The organism is Streptomyces sp. NPDC001868 (assembly GCF_040297125.1).
Classification (GTDB): Bacteria; Actinomycetota; Actinomycetes; order Streptomycetales; family Streptomycetaceae; genus Streptomyces.
The window spans coordinates 215418-233703 of record NZ_JBEOYO010000002.1 but is presented as its reverse complement, the minus strand read 5'-3'; the positions used below and the strand labels follow the sequence as shown (position 1 = coordinate 233703).

Annotated in this window: 18 protein-coding genes and 1 pseudogene; 14 read left to right on the top strand and 5 right to left on the bottom strand. The window is 71.7% G+C overall.

Annotated features, from left to right (window positions below; genetic code table 11):
- Nucleotides 1-33 precede the first annotated feature (33 nt).
- Nucleotides 34-579 (top strand): hypothetical protein, encoded by a 546-nt coding sequence (locus tag ABT147_RS03500; RefSeq protein ID WP_351402318.1) that lies wholly within the window; start codon nucleotides 34-36, stop codon nucleotides 577-579.
- A 217-nt stretch (nucleotides 580-796) separates the two neighbouring features.
- Entirely contained in the window at nucleotides 797-1495 is a 699-nt protein-coding gene (locus ABT147_RS03495; RefSeq protein ID WP_351402316.1) for a class F sortase, read from the top strand.
- 45 nt (nucleotides 1496-1540) lie between these two features.
- On the opposite strand, the pseudogene ABT147_RS03490 reads toward ABT147_RS03495, so the two are convergent.
- Nucleotides 1541-3095, bottom strand: a pseudogene (locus ABT147_RS03490) (FAD-binding protein).
- A gap of 57 nt (nucleotides 3096-3152) precedes the next feature.
- On the opposite strand from ABT147_RS03490, the gene ABT147_RS03485 reads away from it, so the two are divergent.
- The 3 genes from ABT147_RS03485 (at nucleotide 3153) to ABT147_RS03475 (ending at nucleotide 5315) form a co-directional block, all read left to right on the top strand.
- Nucleotides 3153-4004 (top strand): RsbRD N-terminal domain-containing protein, encoded by an 852-nt coding sequence (locus tag ABT147_RS03485; protein ID WP_351402314.1) that lies wholly within the window; start codon nucleotides 3153-3155, stop codon nucleotides 4002-4004.
- Nucleotides 3992-4351: a helix-turn-helix domain-containing protein gene (locus tag ABT147_RS03480; protein WP_351402312.1), complete on the top strand. Its 360-nt coding sequence runs from the start codon at nucleotides 3992-3994 to the stop codon at nucleotides 4349-4351. The genes ABT147_RS03485 and ABT147_RS03480 overlap by 13 nt, the downstream gene beginning before the upstream one ends.
- A gap of 145 nt (nucleotides 4352-4496) precedes the next feature.
- Nucleotides 4497-5315: a carbonic anhydrase gene (locus ABT147_RS03475; RefSeq protein ID WP_351402310.1), complete on the top strand. Its 819-nt coding sequence runs from the start codon at nucleotides 4497-4499 to the stop codon at nucleotides 5313-5315.
- 99 nt (nucleotides 5316-5414) lie between these two features.
- Here ABT147_RS03475 and ABT147_RS03470 read toward each other — a convergent pair whose 3' ends face one another.
- A complete protein-coding gene (locus tag ABT147_RS03470) occupies nucleotides 5415-5852 on the bottom strand; it encodes a DUF6299 family protein (RefSeq protein WP_351402307.1) in 438 nt (145 codons plus the stop codon).
- A gap of 271 nt (nucleotides 5853-6123) precedes the next feature.
- On the opposite strand from ABT147_RS03470, the gene ABT147_RS03465 reads away from it, so the two are divergent.
- Nucleotides 6124-6312, top strand: coding sequence for a DUF5999 family protein (locus ABT147_RS03465; RefSeq protein ID WP_351402305.1), 189 nt, complete (start codon nucleotides 6124-6126; stop codon nucleotides 6310-6312).
- 13 nt (nucleotides 6313-6325) lie between these two features.
- Here ABT147_RS03465 and ABT147_RS03460 read toward each other — a convergent pair whose 3' ends face one another.
- Both ABT147_RS03460 and ABT147_RS03455 read right to left on the bottom strand, forming a co-directional pair.
- Nucleotides 6326-6724 (bottom strand): RidA family protein, encoded by a 399-nt coding sequence (locus ABT147_RS03460; RefSeq protein ID WP_351402303.1) that lies wholly within the window; start codon nucleotides 6722-6724, stop codon nucleotides 6326-6328.
- Nucleotides 6721-7860: an acyl-CoA dehydrogenase family protein gene (locus tag ABT147_RS03455; RefSeq protein WP_351402301.1), complete on the bottom strand. Its 1140-nt coding sequence runs from the start codon at nucleotides 7858-7860 to the stop codon at nucleotides 6721-6723. Before ABT147_RS03455 ends, ABT147_RS03460 begins: the two co-directional genes overlap by 4 nt.
- Before the next feature lie 145 nt (nucleotides 7861-8005).
- Between ABT147_RS03455 and ABT147_RS03450 the strand changes: the two genes are divergently transcribed.
- From ABT147_RS03450 to ABT147_RS03415, 8 genes are all read left to right on the top strand, one after another.
- The gene (locus tag ABT147_RS03450; RefSeq protein ID WP_351402299.1) at nucleotides 8006-9646 is read left to right on the top strand and encodes an AMP-binding protein; all 1641 of its coding nucleotides are present in this window, start codon (nucleotides 8006-8008) and stop codon (nucleotides 9644-9646) included.
- Between the two features lie 15 nt (nucleotides 9647-9661).
- Nucleotides 9662-10480, top strand: a complete 819-nt coding sequence (locus tag ABT147_RS03445; RefSeq protein ID WP_351402298.1) for a PaaX family transcriptional regulator — start codon at nucleotides 9662-9664, stop codon at nucleotides 10478-10480.
- A gap of 84 nt (nucleotides 10481-10564) precedes the next feature.
- Nucleotides 10565-11461 carry a sulfotransferase family protein gene (locus ABT147_RS03440; protein WP_351402295.1) on the top strand — a complete coding sequence of 299 codons (897 nt, stop codon included), beginning with the start codon at nucleotides 10565-10567 and terminating at the stop codon, nucleotides 11459-11461.
- Nucleotides 11458-11868: a hypothetical protein gene (locus tag ABT147_RS03435; RefSeq protein ID WP_351402293.1), complete on the top strand. Its 411-nt coding sequence runs from the start codon at nucleotides 11458-11460 to the stop codon at nucleotides 11866-11868. The genes ABT147_RS03440 and ABT147_RS03435 overlap by 4 nt, the downstream gene beginning before the upstream one ends.
- Nucleotides 11865-13109 (top strand): glycosyltransferase family 4 protein, encoded by a 1245-nt coding sequence (locus ABT147_RS03430; RefSeq protein WP_351402291.1) that lies wholly within the window; start codon nucleotides 11865-11867, stop codon nucleotides 13107-13109. Before ABT147_RS03435 ends, ABT147_RS03430 begins: the two co-directional genes overlap by 4 nt.
- Nucleotides 13106-13666, top strand: a complete 561-nt coding sequence (gene cysC, locus ABT147_RS03425) for an adenylyl-sulfate kinase (protein ID WP_351402288.1) — start codon at nucleotides 13106-13108, stop codon at nucleotides 13664-13666. The genes ABT147_RS03430 and cysC overlap by 4 nt, the downstream gene beginning before the upstream one ends.
- Nucleotides 13663-14565 carry a sulfate adenylyltransferase subunit CysD gene (cysD, locus tag ABT147_RS03420; protein ID WP_351402286.1) on the top strand — a complete coding sequence of 301 codons (903 nt, stop codon included), beginning with the start codon at nucleotides 13663-13665 and terminating at the stop codon, nucleotides 14563-14565. Before cysC ends, cysD begins: the two co-directional genes overlap by 4 nt.
- Before the next feature lie 2 nt (nucleotides 14566-14567).
- Nucleotides 14568-15782, top strand: a complete 1215-nt coding sequence (locus ABT147_RS03415; RefSeq protein ID WP_351402284.1) for a sulfate adenylyltransferase subunit 1 — start codon at nucleotides 14568-14570, stop codon at nucleotides 15780-15782.
- A 76-nt stretch (nucleotides 15783-15858) separates the two neighbouring features.
- Here the strand turns inward: ABT147_RS03415 and ABT147_RS03410 are convergent, their stop codons facing one another.
- The gene (locus ABT147_RS03410) at nucleotides 15859-18243 is read right to left on the bottom strand and encodes a bifunctional salicylyl-CoA 5-hydroxylase/oxidoreductase (protein WP_351402282.1); all 2385 of its coding nucleotides are present in this window, start codon (nucleotides 18241-18243) and stop codon (nucleotides 15859-15861) included.
- Nucleotides 18244-18286: the final 43 nt, after the last annotated feature.

Sequence of the window (18286 nt, the reverse complement as noted above, 5' to 3'; positions counted from 1 at the left end):
CCAGCTGCCCGGCTGTGGCGGAAGGACCATCAGATGCGTTCTGCTCGCATGCTGCTCGCGACCGCGGCGGCCACCGCCGTCCTCGCCATCACCGCACCCGGCGCCTACGCCGACGGTGACAAGTGGGACCACGAGGACAATGGCTACAGCAAGGAGCACGACAAGGACAGCAGCCACGACGGACCGCGTGGCGGGGTTCACACGGGTGGCGGTGCGCTGACCTCCCCGGCCAACGAGGGGGAGTGGGACTCCGAGCGGTCCGGCAGGCCCGGGGCCGGGGGCTACGACAAGGAGGACGAGGCCACGAAGGAGGCCCCGAAGGCCGACCAGGACAAGGAGTCCTGGAAGGGCGAGAACGACAAGGAGTCCTGGAAGGACGACGAGGACAAGGGCTCCTGGAAGGACGAGGAAGAGGGCGCCTGGAAGGGCGACCACGACAAGCCCCGCGGCGGTATGCACACCGGCGGCGGCGCGCTCGCCTCGCCGGCGGCGACGGCGGGCGGGATGGCCGTCCTCGCGGTGGCCGGGACCGGCATGTACGCCCTGCGTCGCCGGAAGACCGCGGGAAGCGTGGCCTAGCCCATGCCGGGCGCGATACCCGGTCCGATAGCGGCCGCGGCCGCCACACCGTGTGTCGTGTGGCGGCCCGGCCGGCGTTCCGGCACGTCCGCCGCCCGTCCTCCGGCCTGAGCCAGTCCGGCCTGAGCCAGTCCGGCCTCAGTCGGTCCGGCCTCAGTCGGTCCATCCGTTCGCTTGTTCGTTCGTCCCGCTGCCGTACCTGGTGAGGTGGTGTCCGATGGCAGCCCACCCTTCTCCCCCCGGCACCGATCCGGTGCCGCCCCGACCCGGCACCCGCGTCAATCTGACCGTGCTGTGCGCCGTGGCCCTGCTGATCCTGGCGGTGAGTCTGTTCGGCGGCGAGGACTCCTCGTCCGACGCCTCCCGCCCGCCGAACGCCCGGCACGCCCCGCAGGCCTCCCCCGTCCCCGCCGCGCCGTCCGATGCGGACTCCGCCGAACGGCCGGCGGAGCGGCGGCGGAGTGAGGCCGGGTCCCGGCCGGTCCGGCTGCTCATCCCGAAGATCCGGGTGAGCGCCCCGTTCATCCCCCTCTCCGTCGGCCGCTCCGGGCAGCTCGACGCCCCGCCCGCCGACGACGTGAACCTCGTCGGCTGGCACGCCGAGGGCACCGCCCCCGGGGAGACGGGCACCTCGATCATCGCCGGGCACGTCGACACGGTGACCTCGCCGGCCGTCTTCGCGGAGCTGAGCGAACTGGAGAAGGGGGACGTCTTCCATGTCGTCCGCGCCGACCGGAGCCGGGCGTCGTTCGTGGTCGACGACGTGGAGACGTTCGAGAAGGACGACTTCCCCGACGAGCGGGTGTACGCCGACGCGTCCCGGCCCGAGGTCCGGCTGATCACCTGCGCCGGCGCCTACGACCGCAAGGTCATGGACTACACGGAGAACCTGGTGGTCTTCGCGCACCGGACATGAGGACGTGAGGGCGCGCGGACCCGCCCGCACGTCCGGGCCGTCCGGTCAGGCCGTGGCCTCCGCCGCCGCCCTGCCCGACTGGCGGCCCGAGAAGAGGCAGCCGCCGAGGAAGGTGCCCTCCAGGGAGCGGTAGCCGTGGACTCCGCCGCCGCCGAAGCCGGCGACCTCGCCGGCCTCGTAGAGGCCGGGGACCGGTTCGCCGGAGGCGCCCAGGACGCGGCCGGAGAGGTCGGTCTGGAGGCCGCCGAGGGTCTTGCGGGTGAGGATGTCGAGGCGTACGGCGATCAGCGGGTGGGCGCCCCTGTCCATGATCTTGTGGGCGGAGGCCGTCCGGCTGAGTGTGTCGCCGGGGTACCTGAGGGCGTTGCGGATGCCCATGACCTGGACGTCCTTGGTGTACTCGTTGTCGATCTCGCGGTCGCGGGCCTCGATCTGCCGCGTCAGGTCGGCGAGGTCGATCAGGTTCTCCCCCGTCAGCTTGTTCATGCCCCGGACCATCTCGGACAGGGACGAGGCGACGACGAAGTCCACGCCGTTCTTCTTGAACTTCTCGATCGGCTCCGGGGTCTGCCAGATGCGCGAGAGGAGCATCCAGATGTTCTTCTCGGTGAGGTCCGGGTTCTGCTCGGAGCCGGAGAGCGCGAACTCCTTGGCGAGGATCTTCTGCGTGGTCACGAACCAGGAGTAGTCGTACCCGGTGTCGGTGATCGTCTTGAGGGTGTGGAGCGTGTCGTAGCCCGGGATGTCGGGGGAGTTGAAGCGCTTGCCCGTGGCGGAGAACCACATGGAGGACGGGCCGGGCAGGATGCGGATGCCGTGGCCGGGCCAGATCGGGTCGTAGTTGCGCAGGCCCTCGGTGTAGTGCCACATCAGAGACGTTGCTGGGCTCCAGGACCGCGCCGCGTACGCCGGTGACGGCGCCGTCGGTCTTCACCAGGCCGTCGACGCGGTGGCGGAACTTGAAGGTGACGTTCCCGGCCGAGACGGCCGCCCGTACCTTCTTCGCGAAGGGCTCGACCACGGCGGGGTCGGTGCCCCAGGTGACGTGGAAGCGGGGCACCGAGTTGCCGTGCCCGTCCGCGAGGCCGCCGCCTCGCTCGGCCCAGCCGACGATCGGGAACCACTGCATGCCGAGACCGACGAGCCAGGACCGCTTCTCGCCGGAGGCGAAGTCCACATACGCCTCGGCCCACTTGTAGGCCCAGTGGTCCTGGCCGGCGGGGTCGCCGATGCCCCGGTCGAAGCCGGCGGTGCCGAGCCAGTCCTGCCAGGCCAGCGCCTTCGAGTCCTTGATGCCCATCAGCCGCTGTTCGTCGGAGTTCACGAGGAACAGTCCACCGAAGGACCAGAAGGCCTGGCCGCCGAGGCTCGCCTCCGGTTCCTGGTCGAGCAGCAGCACCTTGCGGCCGGCCGCCGCGAGTTCGGCGGTGAGGACGAGTCCGGCGAGACCGTGGCCGACGACGATGGCGTCCGCGTCGTACGACGCCCCGGCGGCGAAGGCCGGGACCGCCTGTGCGGCGAGGGCGGCTCCGGCGAGCACGCCACCGGTCGTCGTCAGGACCCGGCGGCGGCTGACCCCGTCCGGCTTCGACCGGGGCATCGGCGACAGCGCCGGGGACGTAACGCCGCGGGTGGGCACGGGAGGGAAGAAGCGCCCATGACGGTCGTCCACGAGCGTGAACCGGTCACCGGAGTCCTGCGGGCCATGGCCGCCGACGCGGACGGGTGCGAGGAGCTGGTCCGCGCGGCACGCGGCCGCTCCCCCGAACTGGCCCGGCTCGGCGAGGCGGAGACCCTCTCCCACGTCAACGCCCTGATCGGTGCCGCCGAGGCCTGGCTCACCACACTCGGCCGGGTCGAGGAACACGACTTCGCCGCCGCGCTGCTGCTCGGCGCCGACCGCGCGGCCCGGGGCATCCCGATGACCGCCGTGCTGCGCGGCGTCCAGGCGGCGCTCACCCGGGTCGTGGAGATCACCGTCGAGCGCAGCCGCTCGGCCGGGGTGTCCGACGCCGCGCTGCTCACCGTCGTCCTGCGACTGAAGGAGTACGGCGACGCCCTGGAGCGGCATGTCGTCAACGGCTACCGCGCCGCCGAGTCGGGGCCCCGCGCGGCGCCGGCGAGGCCCGGGCGCGGCTGCTGCGGCGGCTGGCCGAGGGCGACGACACGCCCGTACCGTCCCGTGCGGAGCTGGCGCGGGAGGGCCTGCGGGCGGAGGGCCGGTACCACTGTGTGGTGGCGGACCCCGGTGATCCGGCGCACGCCCGCGCGCTCACCGCCCGGCTCTCCGCGCTGCCCGGGGTCTTCGGCGTCGTCGACGACCGTCCGGTGGGCCTGTGTCCGCGGCTGCCGGGGAACGACGAGCCGGCGGAGCTGGGCGGGGGCGGCGTGGCGCTCGTCGTCGCGTCACCGGCCGCCACGCCGGAGCTGCTCCGGCCGCTGTACCGGCTGTGCGTACGGGGGTTGGAGATCGGGGGTCGGCGGGGGCTGCGCGGGGTGCGTCAACTGACGGATCTGGCCGGGGAGATCGCGATGGCGGACCACGCCGTGCTGGGCGCGGCGCTGAGCGCCCGGTTCCTCGGCGGGCTCGACCCGGCCGACGGCTTCCACCGCCAACTCGCGCTCACCGCGCTGGCGTTCCTCGACAGCGGGCGTCGTCTGGACCGGACCGCGACGGTGTTGTTCACCCACCCCAACACCGTCCGCTACCGCCTCGGCCGGCTACACCGGCTCACCGGCACCTCGCTCACCGACGGTTCCCTCGACGGCCCGTCGGGGACTCTGACGACCCTGCACTGGTGGTGGGCGCTGACGACATGGCTGGACACGGGGGCTGAGAGCGCTCCCATCCCCTAAGGCGAACAACAAGAGACCAGGTGTCCAAAAACCTCTCCTGAAGTGGCCAAGAACGATTCAAGGAACGGCCATGATTGATCAACTCTCGTCCATGATTCCGCAACTTGAACGTTTGAGCGTTTAGCCCGGACGTACGTTCCTGCCCGTGAACTCTGACGCAGCACCCCACAGAGGCGAGGACGCCGAGGCGACCGCCGCCGGCGCCGACGCCCCGATATCCCACGCCAGGCCCCGCGGCCGACGCTCACTCCTGCGCGCCGCGCTGGCCGGCACGGCGGTGGTCGGCGGCGGCCTCGCCATCGGCGCCTTCCCGGCCGACGCCGAGCCCGTCTCCCGTTCCTCCCACACCCCCACGCCCTCCGCCCCCGCGCGCACCCGGCCGAGCACGGCTGACGAGGCGCTGAAGGAGCTGTCGCAGGGCAACCGCCGCTGGCGGACCCTCCACCAGCGGCACCCCGACGAGGGCGCCGCGACCCGCAAGGCCGCGACGACCGGTCAGCAGCCCTTCGCCCTGATCCTCGGCTGCATCGACTCCCGCGTCCCCCCGGAGCTGGTCTTCGACCAGGGCATCGGCGATCTGATGACCGTGCGCAGCGCGGGCGAGGTCCTCGACCAGTCGGTGCTGGGCAGCGTGAAGTACGGCGTCCTCGAACTGGACATCCCGCTGGTCGTGGTGCTCGGTCACCAGTCCTGCGGTGCCGTGAAGGCCGCCGTCGCGGTGGACGAGAGCGGTGAGGAGCTGCCGAGCGGCATCCAGTACATCGCCGACGAGATCGCTCCGGCCATCGACCACAGCGTGACCGGCGACGCCCGGGTCGCGGCGACCATCGACGCGAACGTCCGGCTGGTCCGCTCCAAGCTCGTGGCCGACTCCGACCTCGCCGCGAAGCTGAAGGCGGGCGAGGTCGCGATCGTCGGCGCCCGCTACGACCTGACGACCCAGCGCGTGCACCTGCTCAAGTAGCGGGCCCGGCACGGCGGAAGGCGGCTCCGGTGGGACCACCCACCACCGGGGCCGCCTTCGCGTCGCGGTCGCCGGGCCGGGTCGCGCCCGGCCGTCGGCTCAGCCCGCGACGAGGGTGATGTCCTGCTGCCGCACCGCGTGGAACTTGGGCAGCGGCAGCCCGCTGCCCGACAGTTCGGTGACGGTGGCCTCCACCCGGGCCGGACCCGGCAGGAAGCGGCCCGGCTCGGCCCGGCCCGTGTTGGTCCAGGTGTGGACGGCGCCGTCGCAGACCGCCGTCGAGCCGCCGACACCCTTGCGGACCCTGCTGTCGCCCTGCTGGAGCGAGGACGACACGAACACCGGGCCGTTGCCGCCGAGACAGCGGTAGGTGCCGGACAGGGTGAGGGAGCCGTCCGCGGCGACGTACCCGGTGGGGTCGACCGTCACCGTCTCGAACGGCTCGGCCGTGGCACCGGCCGACGGGGCGGCGGCGAGCATGAGCAGCGCGGCGCCGAGGGCCGCGCCGAACACCTGGGGAACGCGGGAGCGCAACATCCGATTACCTCCTTGAACGGGGGGCTCCAGAGGTACCGGGCGCGCCCTTCCGATCAGGTGATCATCACTCCTCCGTCGGCGCGTCGGTTCCGCCGTCCTCACTACCGGGTGCGACCCGCGCGTACGGGGTTATGTCCGCGTCCTGTCACAGCACGTCCGGGTGCTGTCACGTCTCACGAAACGGTGTGGCGATGAGTTCCGGGCGCGGGCATGGTCTGTAGTGCGAGGCGGTGACTCGCCGCCGGAACTCACGATGACGTGGAGGCGCGCCATGTGTTCACACCAGCCCCTGTGCCCCTCGGCCGACAGCTCCGACCGCGACACCGCGCACGTCGTCGCCTTCCACCCCGAGCAGGGCTGGAACCTGCTGTGCAGCGGGGCGATCGTCTTCGACGACACCGGTGAGATCCTGCCCGACGGCAGCATCGTCGCGCCGAGCCGTCTCGCCGTCGCCGCCTGACCCTCTCCCGGGGCTACGGCAGGACCGCGAAGCCGTCCAGCTCCACCAGGGCCCGTTCGTCCCAGAGCCGTACGACGCCGATCACCGCCATCGCGGGATAGTCGCGGCCCGCCAACCTCCGCCAGATACCGCCGAGTCGGGGAGCGCGGACACGGTAGTCGGCGACATCCGTCGCGTAGACCGTGACCCGGGCGAGGTCGGCCGGTGTGCCGCCGGCGGCCTCCAGCGCCGTCAGCAGATTGCCGAGCGCCCGCTCGAACTGCTCCTCCAGCGTCTCCCCCACGACCTTGCCGTCCGTGTCGAGCGCGGTCTGGCCCGCCAGGAACACGACCCGGGTGCCGGTGGCGACCACGGCGTGCGAGAAGCCGGTGGGCGGTGCCAGCTCGGCCGGGTTCACCCGCTCGGCGCTCATGAGGACCTCTCCTGCGACGCGGTCGGCCGGTACAACTCCTTGGCGATGACGGCCCGTTGCACCTCGCTAGCCCCCTCGTAGATACGCGGCGCCCGCACCTCCCGGTAGAGGTGTTCGAGCAGATGGCCGCGCCTGAGCGCCCGGGCCCCGTGCAGTTGTACGGCCGCGTCGACGACGTACTGCGCGGTCTCCGTGGCCAACAGCTTCGCCATCGCGGCCCGCCGGGGCACGTCCGGGTCGCCCGAGTCGTACGCCGAGGCCGCCGCGTAGACCATCAGCCTGGCCGCCTCCGTGCGCAGCGCCATCTCGGCGACCTGGTGGGCCACCGTCTGGAGGTCGCTCAACTTGCCGCCGAACGCGTCCCGTTCGGCGGTGTGCGCGAGGGTGGCGTCGAGCGCGGCCTCGGCCATGCCGACCGCGAAGGCGCCGACGCTCGGGCGGAAGAGGTTGAGGGTGGCCATGGCGACGCGGAAGCCCCGGTCGGGTGCGCCGAGGACGTCGTCGGTGGTGACGGGGACGGCGTCGAAGTCGAGGGCGCCGATGGGGTGCGGGGAGAGCATGTCGAGCGGGGTGCCGGTGAGGCCGGGGCGGTCGGCCGGGACGAGGAAGGCGGTCACACCACGGGCGCCCGCGTCCTGGGTGGTGCGGGCGAAGACGGTGTAGAGGTCGGCCTCGGGGGCGTTGGAGATCCAGCACTTCTCGCCGGTCAGGCGCCAGCGGCCGGGGCCGTCGGGTTCCGCGCGCAGGGAGAGGGCCGCCGCGTCCGAGCCCGCGCCCGGCTCGCTGAGCGCGAAGGCCGCGACCGCCTCGCCGTCGCTCACCCGGGGGAGCCAGCGGGCGCGCTGGGCCTCGGTGCCGTGGGCGTGCACCGGGTGGGCGCCCAGCCCCTGGAGGGCCAGTGCCGTCTCGGCCTCCGTGCAGACGTACGCCAGTGCCTCGCGCATCAGACAGAGGTCGAGGGCGCCCGAGGTGAAGAGCCGGGCGAGCAGACCCAGTCGGCCCAGTTCGGCGACGAGGGGGCGGTTGACGTGGCCCGGTTCGCCCTTGTCGGCGAGGGGGCGCAGGCGTTCGGCGGCCAGGGCGCGCAGGTCGGCACGCCGGGCGAGTTGTGCCGGTTCGAGCGAGAATGCGGTCATTGCCGATCCCTTCTCCCCCTTGGGGCCACTGCCGAGGTTATCGCGAACTGTTGACTGCCGTCACCAAGGCGATACGCTCGCTGTGCGAGGCCACCCACGGCATGCGAGCCCGGTTCGGCGGGGACGACAGCAGGGGGCGAACGTCATGAGTTCCAGGGTCACCGCTCATCTCGACACCTTCGCCCGTGACCGTCTCCCGCCGCCGGACCAGTGGCCCGAGCTCTCGTTCGACCTGCCCGAACTGCGCTATCCGGACCGACTCAACGCCGCCGCCGAGCTGCTCGCCGGCGGCGATCCCGACCGGCCCGTCTTCCGTACGCCCGACGGGGACGTCTGGACGTACGGCGAACTGCGGGCCCGGGTCGACCGGGTCGCCCACACGCTCACGTCCGTCCTCGGCGTGGTCCCCGGCAACCGGGTGCTGCTGCGGGGGCCCACCACGCCCTGGCTGGCCGCGTGCTGGCTGGCGGTGCTCAAGGCGGGGGCGGTCGCGGTGACGGTGCTCGCGCAGCAGCGGCCCCGGGAGCTGGCGACGATCTGCGAGCTGGCGCGGGTCTCGCACGCGCTGTGCGACGCCCGGTATGTGGACGACCTCACGAAGGCGGACGTCCCGGGGCTGCGGATCACCGCCTTCGGTGGGGCCGGGCCCGACGACCTGCTCCTGCTCGGCCCGTCGACGGCGAACGGGGCGCGGGAGCCGTACGAGGCGGTGGACACGGCGGCCGACGACGTGGCGCTGATCGCGTTCACGTCCGGTACGACCGGGCGGCCCAAGGGGTGTCTGCACTTCCACCGGGACGTCCTGGCGATCGCGGACACCTTCTCCAAGCATGTGCTGCGGCCCCGGGCTGACGATGTGTTCGCCGGGTCTCCCCCGCTCGGTTTCACGTTCGGCCTCGGCGGTCTCGTCGTCTTCCCGATGCGGGCCGGTGCCAGCGCCCTGCTGCTCGAACAGGCCGGGCCGAAGCAGTTGCTGCCTGCGGTCGCAGAGCACGGGGTGTCGGTGCTGTTCACCGCGCCGACGGCCTACCGGGCGATGCTGGCCGAGCTGAACGGCTCGGACGGGTCGGACGGGTCGGCGCCGTACGACGTCTCGTCGCTGCGGCGGTGTGTGTCGGCGGGCGAGAACCTGCCCGAGGCCACCTGGCGGGCCTGGCACCAGCGGACCGGGCTGCGGATCATCAACGGCATCGGCGCGACCGAACTGCTGCACATCTTCATCTCGGCGGCCGACGACGGCATACGGCCCGGGACGACGGGGGTGCCCGTACCGGGTTGGCAGGCGCGGGTGCAGGACGCGGACGGGAAGCCGGTGCCCGACGGGGAGCAGGGGCTGCTCGCCGTGCGCGGTCCGGTGGGGTGCCGCTATCTGTCGGACGAACGGCAGCGGGAGTACGTACGGGACGGCTGGAACATCACGGGAGACACGTATGTGCGCGAGCCGGACGGGTACTTCCGCTATGTCGCGCGCGCCGACGACATGATCATCTCGGCTGGTTACAACATCGCGGGGCCCGAGGTCGAGGAGGCCCTGATGCGCCATCCGGACGTGGTGGAGACGGCGGTGGTGGGGCGGCCGGACGAGGCGCGCGGCCAGGCCGTCGTCGCCCATGTGGTCGTCGCGGCGGGCGCCGACCGGGACGGTGAACGCCTGCGCGCGTTCCTCAAGGAGCAGCTGGCGCCGTACAAGTGTCCGCGCGAGATCGTGTTCCTGGACGCGCTCCCGCGCACGGCGACCGGCAAACTCCAGCGGTTCCGACTGCGCACCCAAGGTGACCAGCAGTGATACCGAAGACCTAAAATGATCAACGTGTCCGAACAGCACGCACCACGTTCGCTCATCGTCACCTTCTACGGCGCGTACGGCCGTTCGGTGCCGGGGCCCGTACCCGTCTCCGAGCTGATCCGGCTGCTCGCCGCGGTCGGTGTCGACGCGCCCTCCGTCCGCTCCTCGGTGTCCCGGCTCAAACGGCGCGGCCTGCTGCTGCCGGCCCGTACGGCGGCGGGGGCGGCCGGGTACGAGCTGTCGGAGGACGCCCGGCAGCTCCTCGACGACGGCGACCGGCGGATCTACGCGACGGCGCCCGAGCAGCACGAGGGCTGGGTGCTGGCCGTGTTCTCGGTGCCGGAGTCGGAGCGGCAGAAGCGGCACGTCCTGCGTTCCCGGCTCGCCGGACTGGGCTTCGGCACGGCCGCGCCGGGCGTGTGGATCGCCCCCGCCCGGCTGTACGAGGAGACCCGGCACACCCTGACCCGGCTGCGACTCGACCCGTACGTGGACCTCTTCCGGGGCGAGCACCTGGGGTTCGCGGCGACCGCCGAGGCGGTGGCCCGGTGGTGGGACCTGGCCGGGATCGCCAAGCAGCACGAGGCGTTCCTCGACCGGCACGCGCCCGTGCTGCACGGCTGGGAGCACCGGGCGGACACCCCGCCGGAGGAGGCGTACCGGGACTATCTGCTGGCCCTGGACTCCTGGCGCCATCTGCCGTACGCCGACCCCGGACTGCCCGGCGCGCTCCTGCCGGCGGACTGGCCGGGGGTGCGGTCGGCGGCCGTGTTCCGGGCGCTGCACACACGGCTGCGGGACGCGGGGGCGGCGTTCGCGGGCACCGGATCGTAAAGGCTTGTAACAATTTCGTTCACTAAGGGAACGCTCAGGGTTCTCCTTCAATCTTCTCAGAATCCTTACTTACCATCCTGACGCATGAGCCTCATGCGCAACCTGAACCGTGCACTCACCGCCACCACCGGTCTGCAAGTACGCAGGGCCCCCGCGGCGGCGCCCGCCGCCCCCAAGGCCACGGCGCCGAAGCAGGCCGCGAAGAAGCCCACGGCGGTGTACCGATGTCCGGGTCCCGAGGACCTCGCCACGGACCGGTTGCTCAGGCAGCCGGTCTTCATCATGTCTCCGGTGCGCTCGGGCTCCACCCTGCTGCGGATGCTGATGAACGCGCACTCCCGGCTGCACTCCCCGCACGAGCTGCACATACGCCGGCTGGAGGTCGGCTACGGCAGCAAGCTGTCGCAGAAGGCGATGAGCGCCCTCGACCTGGAGCGCGGTGATCTGGAGCATCTGCTGTGGGACCGGGTCATGCACCGGGAGCTGGTGAGGTCCGGCAAGGACTTCGTCGTCGAGAAGACCCCGAGCAACGCCTTCGTGTACGAGCGCATCCGGGACTGCTGGCCCGACGCCCGCTTCGTCTTCCTGCTGCGCCACCCGGTCTCCATCGCCCAGTCGTGGCACGAGGGCGACCCCGACAAGCGCACCTACGACGAGGCCGCCGCCGACGCGCTGCGCTACATGAAGGCCGTCGAGAGGGCCCGCGAGGGGATCACGGGCGGGCACACCGTCCGCTACGAGGACATCACCGCCGATCCCGAGAAGGAGATGCGGGGCCTGTGCGACTTCCTCGGCCTCGACTTCGAGCCGGCCATGCTCGACTACGGCAGGAAGGACGACGCCCAGGTCGTGAAGGGCCTCGGCGACTGGCGGGACAAGATCAAGACCGGTCGGGTGCAGGCCGGGCGGGCGCTGCCCACCGAGGACGACATCCCCGATCTCCTCCGGCCGATGTGCGAGGCGTGGGGCTACGGCAAGTGAGGCCGCACGCCGAGATGGCCGAGGTCTGGCCCCGCGACGGCCGCATCAGACTCGTCGGACGCATCCACGGGGTCCCGGCCGCCGGCACCTGGCAGCTGGTCCTCACCCGCCGCGCGCGGGCCGGCCACACACTGCGCTACGACGCCGACGTCAAGGGCGACCGCTTCGAGAGCGCGCTGTCCGTCGGCGACCTCGCCGCCGCCGACCCCGCGCCCGTCGAGGAGTGGGACATCCACCTCACCGACGGCGAGGTCGAACTGCGCGCCGGGAGACACCTCGACGACGTACGCGGCAAGAAGAGGATCTTCGTGTATCCGGAACAGCGCACCGGGGACCTCCGGGTGCGCCCCTACTACACGATCAAGGACAACCTGTCTCTGGAGTGCCGCACGGGAGGCTCCGCATGACCGACCGCCGCCCGCTCCCCCAGCGCCCTCACATCCGCTATCTCCTGCTGCACGCCTACGGCAGGGGCGGCACCATCCGCACGGTGATGAACCAGGCCAACTCCCTGGTGGCGGCGGGCTGGACCGTGGAGATCGTCAGCGCGCTGCGCCGCCGCGACGACATCCAGTTCCCGCTCGACCCCCGGGTGAAGGTCTCCACGGTCGTGGACATGCGTGAGGGCGCGTACACCCCGCCGTCCGGCCTGGTCGCCCGCTGGCGCGACCGCAAGCGCGGCGAACTGCTGGAGGCACCCGCCCGGCACATCCCGAAGGGCGAGTTCGGCTACCGCTACTTCAACCGGTACGTCGAGGACCGGCTCATCGCCTATCTGCGGTCGCTGACGGACGGCGTCCTGGTCACCACCCGCCCCGCGCTGAACTTCCTGGCCGCCGAGCACGCCACGAGCGGCGTGGTCCGGATCGCCCAGGAGCACATGAACCTCGGCACCCACAAACGGGACGTGCAGCAGCGCATCCGGGAGACCTACCCGCACTTCGCCACGGTCGCCGTACTCACCGAGCGCGACCGCGCCGAGTACGCCGAACTGCTGCCCGGCACCCAGGTCGTCCGCATCCCGAACGCCGTGCACTCCCTCGACCAGATCCCCGCCACCCCCTCGTCGAAGATCGCGGTGGCGGCCGGCCGGCTCTTCCCGCAGAAGGGCTTCGACCTGCTGATCCCGGCCTGGGCGAAGCTCGTCGAGACGTACCCCGACTGGCAGCTGAGAATTTACGGCAGCGGCGAGAAGAAGTCGGAACTCCGTCATCTCATCGAAGAACACCATCTCTACAATCACGTGTTCCTCATGGGACACACCGACCGCTTGGACGACGAACTCGCCAAGGCCTCCTTCTACGTGCTCAGTTCACGCTTCGAGGGACTGCCGATGGTGATGATCGAGGCGATGAGCCACGCCCTGCCCGTGGTGAGCTTCGACTGCCCGACCGGCCCCGCCGACGTGCTGACGCACGGCGTGGACGGGCTGCTCGTCGCCCCCGAGGACCCCGACGCGCTCGCCGACGCCATGGCGAAACTGATGGCCGACGAGGTGCTGCGCGCCGACATGGGCGTGGCCGCGGTCCTCACGGCCGCGTCCTACGGCCCGGACTCCGTCCATCACCGCTGGGAGTCCCTGTTCACCTCCCTCCACGAGCAACGGCACGGCATCGCCGCCGGCGCCGCGAAAGGAACCCACGCATGACCACCTCGTCCAGGGCGTCCAAGGCCCAGGGAGCCACGGTCTGGCTCACCGGACTGCCGAGCGCGGGCAAGACCACGATCGCCCGCGTCCTCGCCGGCCGGCTGCGGTCCGAGGGGCACCGGGTGGAGGTGCTCGACGGTGACGAGATCCGCCGCTTCCTCTCCGCCGGCCTCGGCTTCTCCCGCGAGGACCGCAACACCAACGTGCAGCGCATCGGCCTGGTCGCAGAGGTCCTCGCCCGCAACGGCGTGCTGGCCGTCGTCCCCGTCATCGCGCCGTACGCCGACAGCCGCGAGGCCGTCCGCAAGCGCCACGACGTGAGCGGCACCCCCTACTTCGAGGTGCATGTCGCCACCCCCGTCGAGGTGTGCAGCGAGCGCGACGTGAAGGGCCTGTACGCCCGCCAGGCCGCCGGCCAGCTCAAGGGTCTGACCGGGGTCGACGACCCGTACGAACCGCCGGCCGACCCCGCGCTCGTCCTCCCGACGCTGGACCAGACGCCCGACGAATCGGCCGCGTCCGTGTACGCGCTGCTCGCGGAGCGGGGCCTCGTATGACCGTCCCCGTCCTGTCCCACCTGGACGCGCTGGAGTCCGAGGCCGTCCACATCTTCCGCGAGGTGGCGGGTGAGTTCGAGCGGCCGGTGATCCTGTTCTCCGGCGGCAAGGACTCCATCGTCATGCTGCATCTGGCGCTGAAGGCGTTCGCCCCGGCGGCGATCCCCTTCACACTGCTGCACGTGGACACCGGGCACAACTTCCCGGAGGTGCTGGAGTACCGCGACCGTACGGTGGCCGCGCACGGGCTGCGGCTGCATGTGGCCTCGGTGCAGGAGTACATCGACCGGGGGGTGCTGCGGGAGCGTCCGGACGGGACGCGGAATCCGTTGCAGACCGTGCCGTTGACGGAGAAGATCCAGGCCGAGCGCTTCGACGCCGTCTTCGGTGGCGGGCGACGCGACGAGGAGAAGGCGCGCGCCAAGGAGCGGGTGTTCTCGCTGCGGGACGAGTTCTCGCAGTGGGATCCGCGGCGGCAGCGGCCGGAGTTGTGGAACCTGTACAACGGCCGGCACGCGCCCGGTGAGCATGTGCGTGTCTTCCCGCTGTCCAACTGGACCGAGCTGGATGTGTGGCAGTACATCGCCCGGGAGGGCATCGAGCTGCCGGAGATCTACTTCGCCCATCACCGCGAGGTGTTCCGGCGGGGCGGGATGTGGCTGACCGCCGGTGAGTGGGGCGGCCCCAAGGACGGCGAGACGGTCGAGAAGCGGCAGGTGCGGTACCGGACGGTCGGTGACATGTCGTGTACGGGTGCGGTGGACTCGGACGCGACCACGCTGGACGCCGTGATCACCGAGATCGCGGCCTCCCGGCTCACCGAGCGGGGTGCGACCCGTGCCGACGACAAGATGTCCGAGGCGGCGATGGAGGACCGTAAGCGCGAGGGGTATTTCTAAGCATGAACACGCTGACCATCGACACCCTGCGCTTCGCGACGGCCGGGTCGGTCGACGACGGCAAGTCCACGCTCGTCGGGCGGCTGCTGCACGACTCCAAGTCGGTGCTGACGGACCAGATGGAGGCGGTGGAGCGGTTCTCCGCCGGCCGTGGGCAGGACGCCCCGGATCTCGCGCTGCTCACCGACGGGCTGCGGGCCGAGCGGGAGCAGGGCATCACCATCGACGTGGCGTACCGCTACTTCGCCACGGCCCGGCGGCGGTTCATCCTCGCCGACACCCCCGGGCATGTGCAGTACACCCGCAACATGGTGACGGGTGCCTCCACCGCCGAGCTGGCGATCATCCTCGTCGACGCGCGCAACGGTGTCGTCGAGCAGACGCTGCGGCATGCCGCCGTGGCGGCGCTGCTGCGGGTGCCGCATGTGGTGCTGGCCGTCAACAAGATGGACCTCGTCGGGTACGGGGAGAAGGAGTTCCGGCGGATCGTCGAGGACTTCGCACGGCACGTCGACGAGCTGGGGCTGCCTGCCTGTACGCCGATCCCGGTCTCGGCGCTGGCCGGTGACAACGTCGTCGAGCGGTCCGGGCGGATGGACTGGTACGACGGTCCGGCGCTCCTGGAGTTCCTGGAGACCGTGCCGGTGGGGGTGGAGGCGGTGGACGCTCCGGCGCGCTTCCCCGTGCAGTATGTGATCCGGCACGACGAAGTCCGTTACTACGCCGGGCAGTTGGTGTCGGGAGCGCTGCGGGTGGGTGACCGGGTGACCGTCCATCCGTCCGGTGAGACCTCCGAGATCACGGGGATCGACGTGCTCGGCGAGGCGGCGGAGGTCGCGTACGCGCCGCAGTCGATCAGCATGCGGCTGGCGGACCAGCGGGACATCTCCCGAGGGGACATGCTCACGACGGGCGAGGCGGACGCGCCGACGCGGACGCGGGACGTCCGGGCGGCCGTCTGCCATCTCGCGGAACGGCCCCTCCGGGTGGGCGACCGTGTGCTCCTGCGGCACACCACCCGAACCGTCAAGGCCATCGTCAAGGAGCTCGGCGGCCACCCCGAGCTGACCACGAACGATCTGGGGCGGGTCGTACTGCGTACGGCGGAGCCGCTGGCCCTGGACGACTATGCGGTGGTGCGGCGAACCGGGGCGTTCATCCTGCTCGACCCGGCGGACGGGGCCACGCTGACGGCGGGGATGGTGACCCTGACGTAGCGACGCCGCCCCAGCGCCCCCGCGTCCGCCTGGCTGTGGGCATGCGTGCCGCTAGGGGCGGCACGGGTGCCCGCAGCTAGGACAAGGTCAACCTGGGCTTCGGGGCGTCTGTGCGGCCTGTGTTGGGGCGGCGGTTGCCGGGGCGGTAGGGGGTGGGCCAGGTGACGCCTGGGCCGGAGTAGTCCTGTTCGGCCGCTGCGTGGAGGGTCCAGTGGGGGTCGTAGAGGTGGGGGCGGCCCAGGGCGCAGAGGTCCGTACGGCCCGCCAGGATCAGGGAGTTGACGTCGTCCCAGGAGGAGATGGCACCGACGGCGATGGTCGGTACGCCCGCCTCGTGCCGGATGCGGTCCGCGAAAGGGGTCTGGTACGAGCGCCCGTACTCCGGGTGTTCGTCGGCGACGACCTGTCCCGTCGAGACATCGATCGCGTCGGCCCCGTGCGCGACGAAGGCGCGGGCGATCTCGACGGCGTCCTCGGCGGTCGTCCCCCCGTCGGCCCAGTCCGTCGCCGAGATACGGACGGTCATGGGCCGCTCCTCCGGCCACACCGCCCGTACCGCGTCGAAGACTTCGAGGGGGAAGCGGAGCCGGTGGTCGAGGGAGCCGCCGTAGCGGTCGGTCCGGCGGTTCGTCAGCGGGGAGAGGAAGCCGGAGAGCAAGTAGCCGTGGGCGCAGTGGAGTTCGAGGAGGTCGAAGCCGCTGCGGGCGGCACGGCAGGCGGCCGAGGTGAACTGCTCGCGGATATCGGTGAGTTGGGCACGGGACAGCTCGCGCGGAGTCTGGCTGCCGGGCTTGTACGGGATCGGGGAGGCCGCCGCCACGGGCCAGTTGTCTGCGTCCAGTGGGTCGTCGATGCCTTCCCACATCAGTTTGGTCGAGCCCTTGCGGCCGGAGTGGCCCAGCTGGACGCCGATGGCCGTACCCGGCGCCCGCTCGTGCACGAACCTCACCGTGCGGCGCCAGGCGTCGGCCTGCCGGGAGTTCCAGAGTCCCGCACAGCCCGGGGTGATCCGCCCCTCGGGGCTCACGCACACCATCTCGGTCATCACGAGCCCGGCGCCGCCGAGGGCACGGGCGCCCAGATGGACGAGGTGGAAGTCGCCGGGGACACCGTCCGTCGCCGAGTACATGTCCATCGGGGACACGACGACACGGTTGCGCAGGGTCAGCCCGCGCAGCCGGAACGGGGTGAACATCGGGGGCGTTCCCGGTGGGCAGCCGAACTCCCGCTCCACCGCCTCGGTGAAGTGCGCGTCGCGGAGGCGGAGGTTGTCGTGGGTGACGCGGCGGCTGCGGGTGAGGAGGTTGAAGGCGAACTGCCGCGGGGGCTGGGCGAGATGGAGCCCGATGTTCTCGAACCACTCCAGACTGGCCCGGGCCGCCCTCTGGGTCGAGGCCACGACCGGGCGCCGCTCCTCCTCGTACGCCGTCAACGCCGTTGCCAGGTCCGGCTGTTCCTCCAGCGAGGCGGCGAGTGCCAGGGCGTCCTCGACGGCCAGTTTCGTACCGGAACCGATGGAGAAGTGCGCGGTGTGCGCGGCGTCGCCGAGCAGCACCAGATTGCCGTGCGACCAGCGCTCGTTGACGACCGTGCGGAAGGTCGTCCAGGTGGAGTCGTTGGAGCGCAGGGGCCGTCCGCCGAGCGCGTCCGCGAAGAGTTTCGCGCAGCGCTCGACCGACTCCCGCTCGTCCGCCCGGTCCAGCCCGGCGGCCCGCCACACCTCCTCGCGCATCTCCACGATGACCGTGGAGGCGTCCGGCGCGTAGGGGTAGCCGTGCAGTTGCATCACACCGTGTTCGGTCTCGGCGATCTCGAAGCGGAACGCGTCGAAGGCGAAGTCTGCGGCGAGCCAGATGTAACGGCAGCGGTGCGGTTCGACGGTGGGCCGGAACACCTCCGCGTACGCCTCGCGCGTCGCGCTGTGCACGCCGTCCGCGGCGATGACCAGGTCGTACGTCTCGCAGAGCCAGGCGGGGTACGGGGCTTCCGTGCCGAAGCGGAGTTCTACGCCGAGGGCGCGGCAGCGGGTGTGGAGGATCTGGAGGAGCCGGCGGCGGCCGAGGGCGGCGAAGCCGTGGCCTCCGGAGGTGTGGCGGGTGTTGCGGTGGACGATGTCGATGTCGTCCCAGCGGGTGAAGTGGGCTTGCAGGGCCTCGTAGACGACCGGGTCGGCGTGTTCTATGCCGCCCAGGGTTTCGTCGGAGAGGACTACGCCGAAGCCGAAGGTGTCGTCGGGGGGGTTGCGTTCCCAGACGGTTATCTCGCGGGAGGGGTTCAGGCGCTTCAGCAGGGCGGCGGCGTAGAGGCCGCCTGGGCCGCCGCCGATGATCGCGATTCGGGTGGGGTGGATCGGGTTCGTGGGCGGCTGCGGGTCTGTTGTGGCTGGTCGCGCCCACGCGGCGGTAGCCGCGAATTCAACGCAGCCCCGCGCCCCTGACTCCGCTGCCCCTGGACTTGGCATGACAGGTGAGGTCGATGCAGGTGAGGTCGGTACAGGTGGCTTC

Coding starts and splice junctions, on each gene's coding strand:
- ABT147_RS03500 (WP_351402318.1), top strand. CDS start 34: ATGCGTTCTGCTCGCATGCTGCTCGCGACCGCGGCGGCCACCGCCGTC.
- ABT147_RS03495 (WP_351402316.1), top strand. CDS start 797: ATGGCAGCCCACCCTTCTCCCCCCGGCACCGATCCGGTGCCGCCCCGA.
- ABT147_RS03485 (WP_351402314.1), top strand. CDS start 3,153: ATGACGGTCGTCCACGAGCGTGAACCGGTCACCGGAGTCCTGCGGGCC.
- ABT147_RS03470 (WP_351402307.1), bottom strand. CDS start 5,852: ATGTTGCGCTCCCGCGTTCCCCAGGTGTTCGGCGCGGCCCTCGGCGCC.
- ABT147_RS03465 (WP_351402305.1), top strand. CDS start 6,124: ATGTGTTCACACCAGCCCCTGTGCCCCTCGGCCGACAGCTCCGACCGC.
- ABT147_RS03460 (WP_351402303.1), bottom strand. CDS start 6,724: ATGAGCGCCGAGCGGGTGAACCCGGCCGAGCTGGCACCGCCCACCGGC.
- ABT147_RS03455 (WP_351402301.1), bottom strand. CDS start 7,860: ATGACCGCATTCTCGCTCGAACCGGCACAACTCGCCCGGCGTGCCGAC.
- ABT147_RS03450 (WP_351402299.1), top strand. CDS start 8,006: ATGAGTTCCAGGGTCACCGCTCATCTCGACACCTTCGCCCGTGACCGT.
- ABT147_RS03445 (WP_351402298.1), top strand. CDS start 9,662: ATGATCAACGTGTCCGAACAGCACGCACCACGTTCGCTCATCGTCACC.
- ABT147_RS03440 (WP_351402295.1), top strand. CDS start 10,565: ATGAGCCTCATGCGCAACCTGAACCGTGCACTCACCGCCACCACCGGT.
- ABT147_RS03430 (WP_351402291.1), top strand. CDS start 11,865: ATGACCGACCGCCGCCCGCTCCCCCAGCGCCCTCACATCCGCTATCTC.
- cysC (WP_351402288.1), top strand. CDS start 13,106: ATGACCACCTCGTCCAGGGCGTCCAAGGCCCAGGGAGCCACGGTCTGG.
- cysD (WP_351402286.1), top strand. CDS start 13,663: ATGACCGTCCCCGTCCTGTCCCACCTGGACGCGCTGGAGTCCGAGGCC.
- ABT147_RS03415 (WP_351402284.1), top strand. CDS start 14,568: ATGAACACGCTGACCATCGACACCCTGCGCTTCGCGACGGCCGGGTCG.
- ABT147_RS03410 (WP_351402282.1), bottom strand. CDS start 18,243: ATGCCAAGTCCAGGGGCAGCGGAGTCAGGGGCGCGGGGCTGCGTTGAA.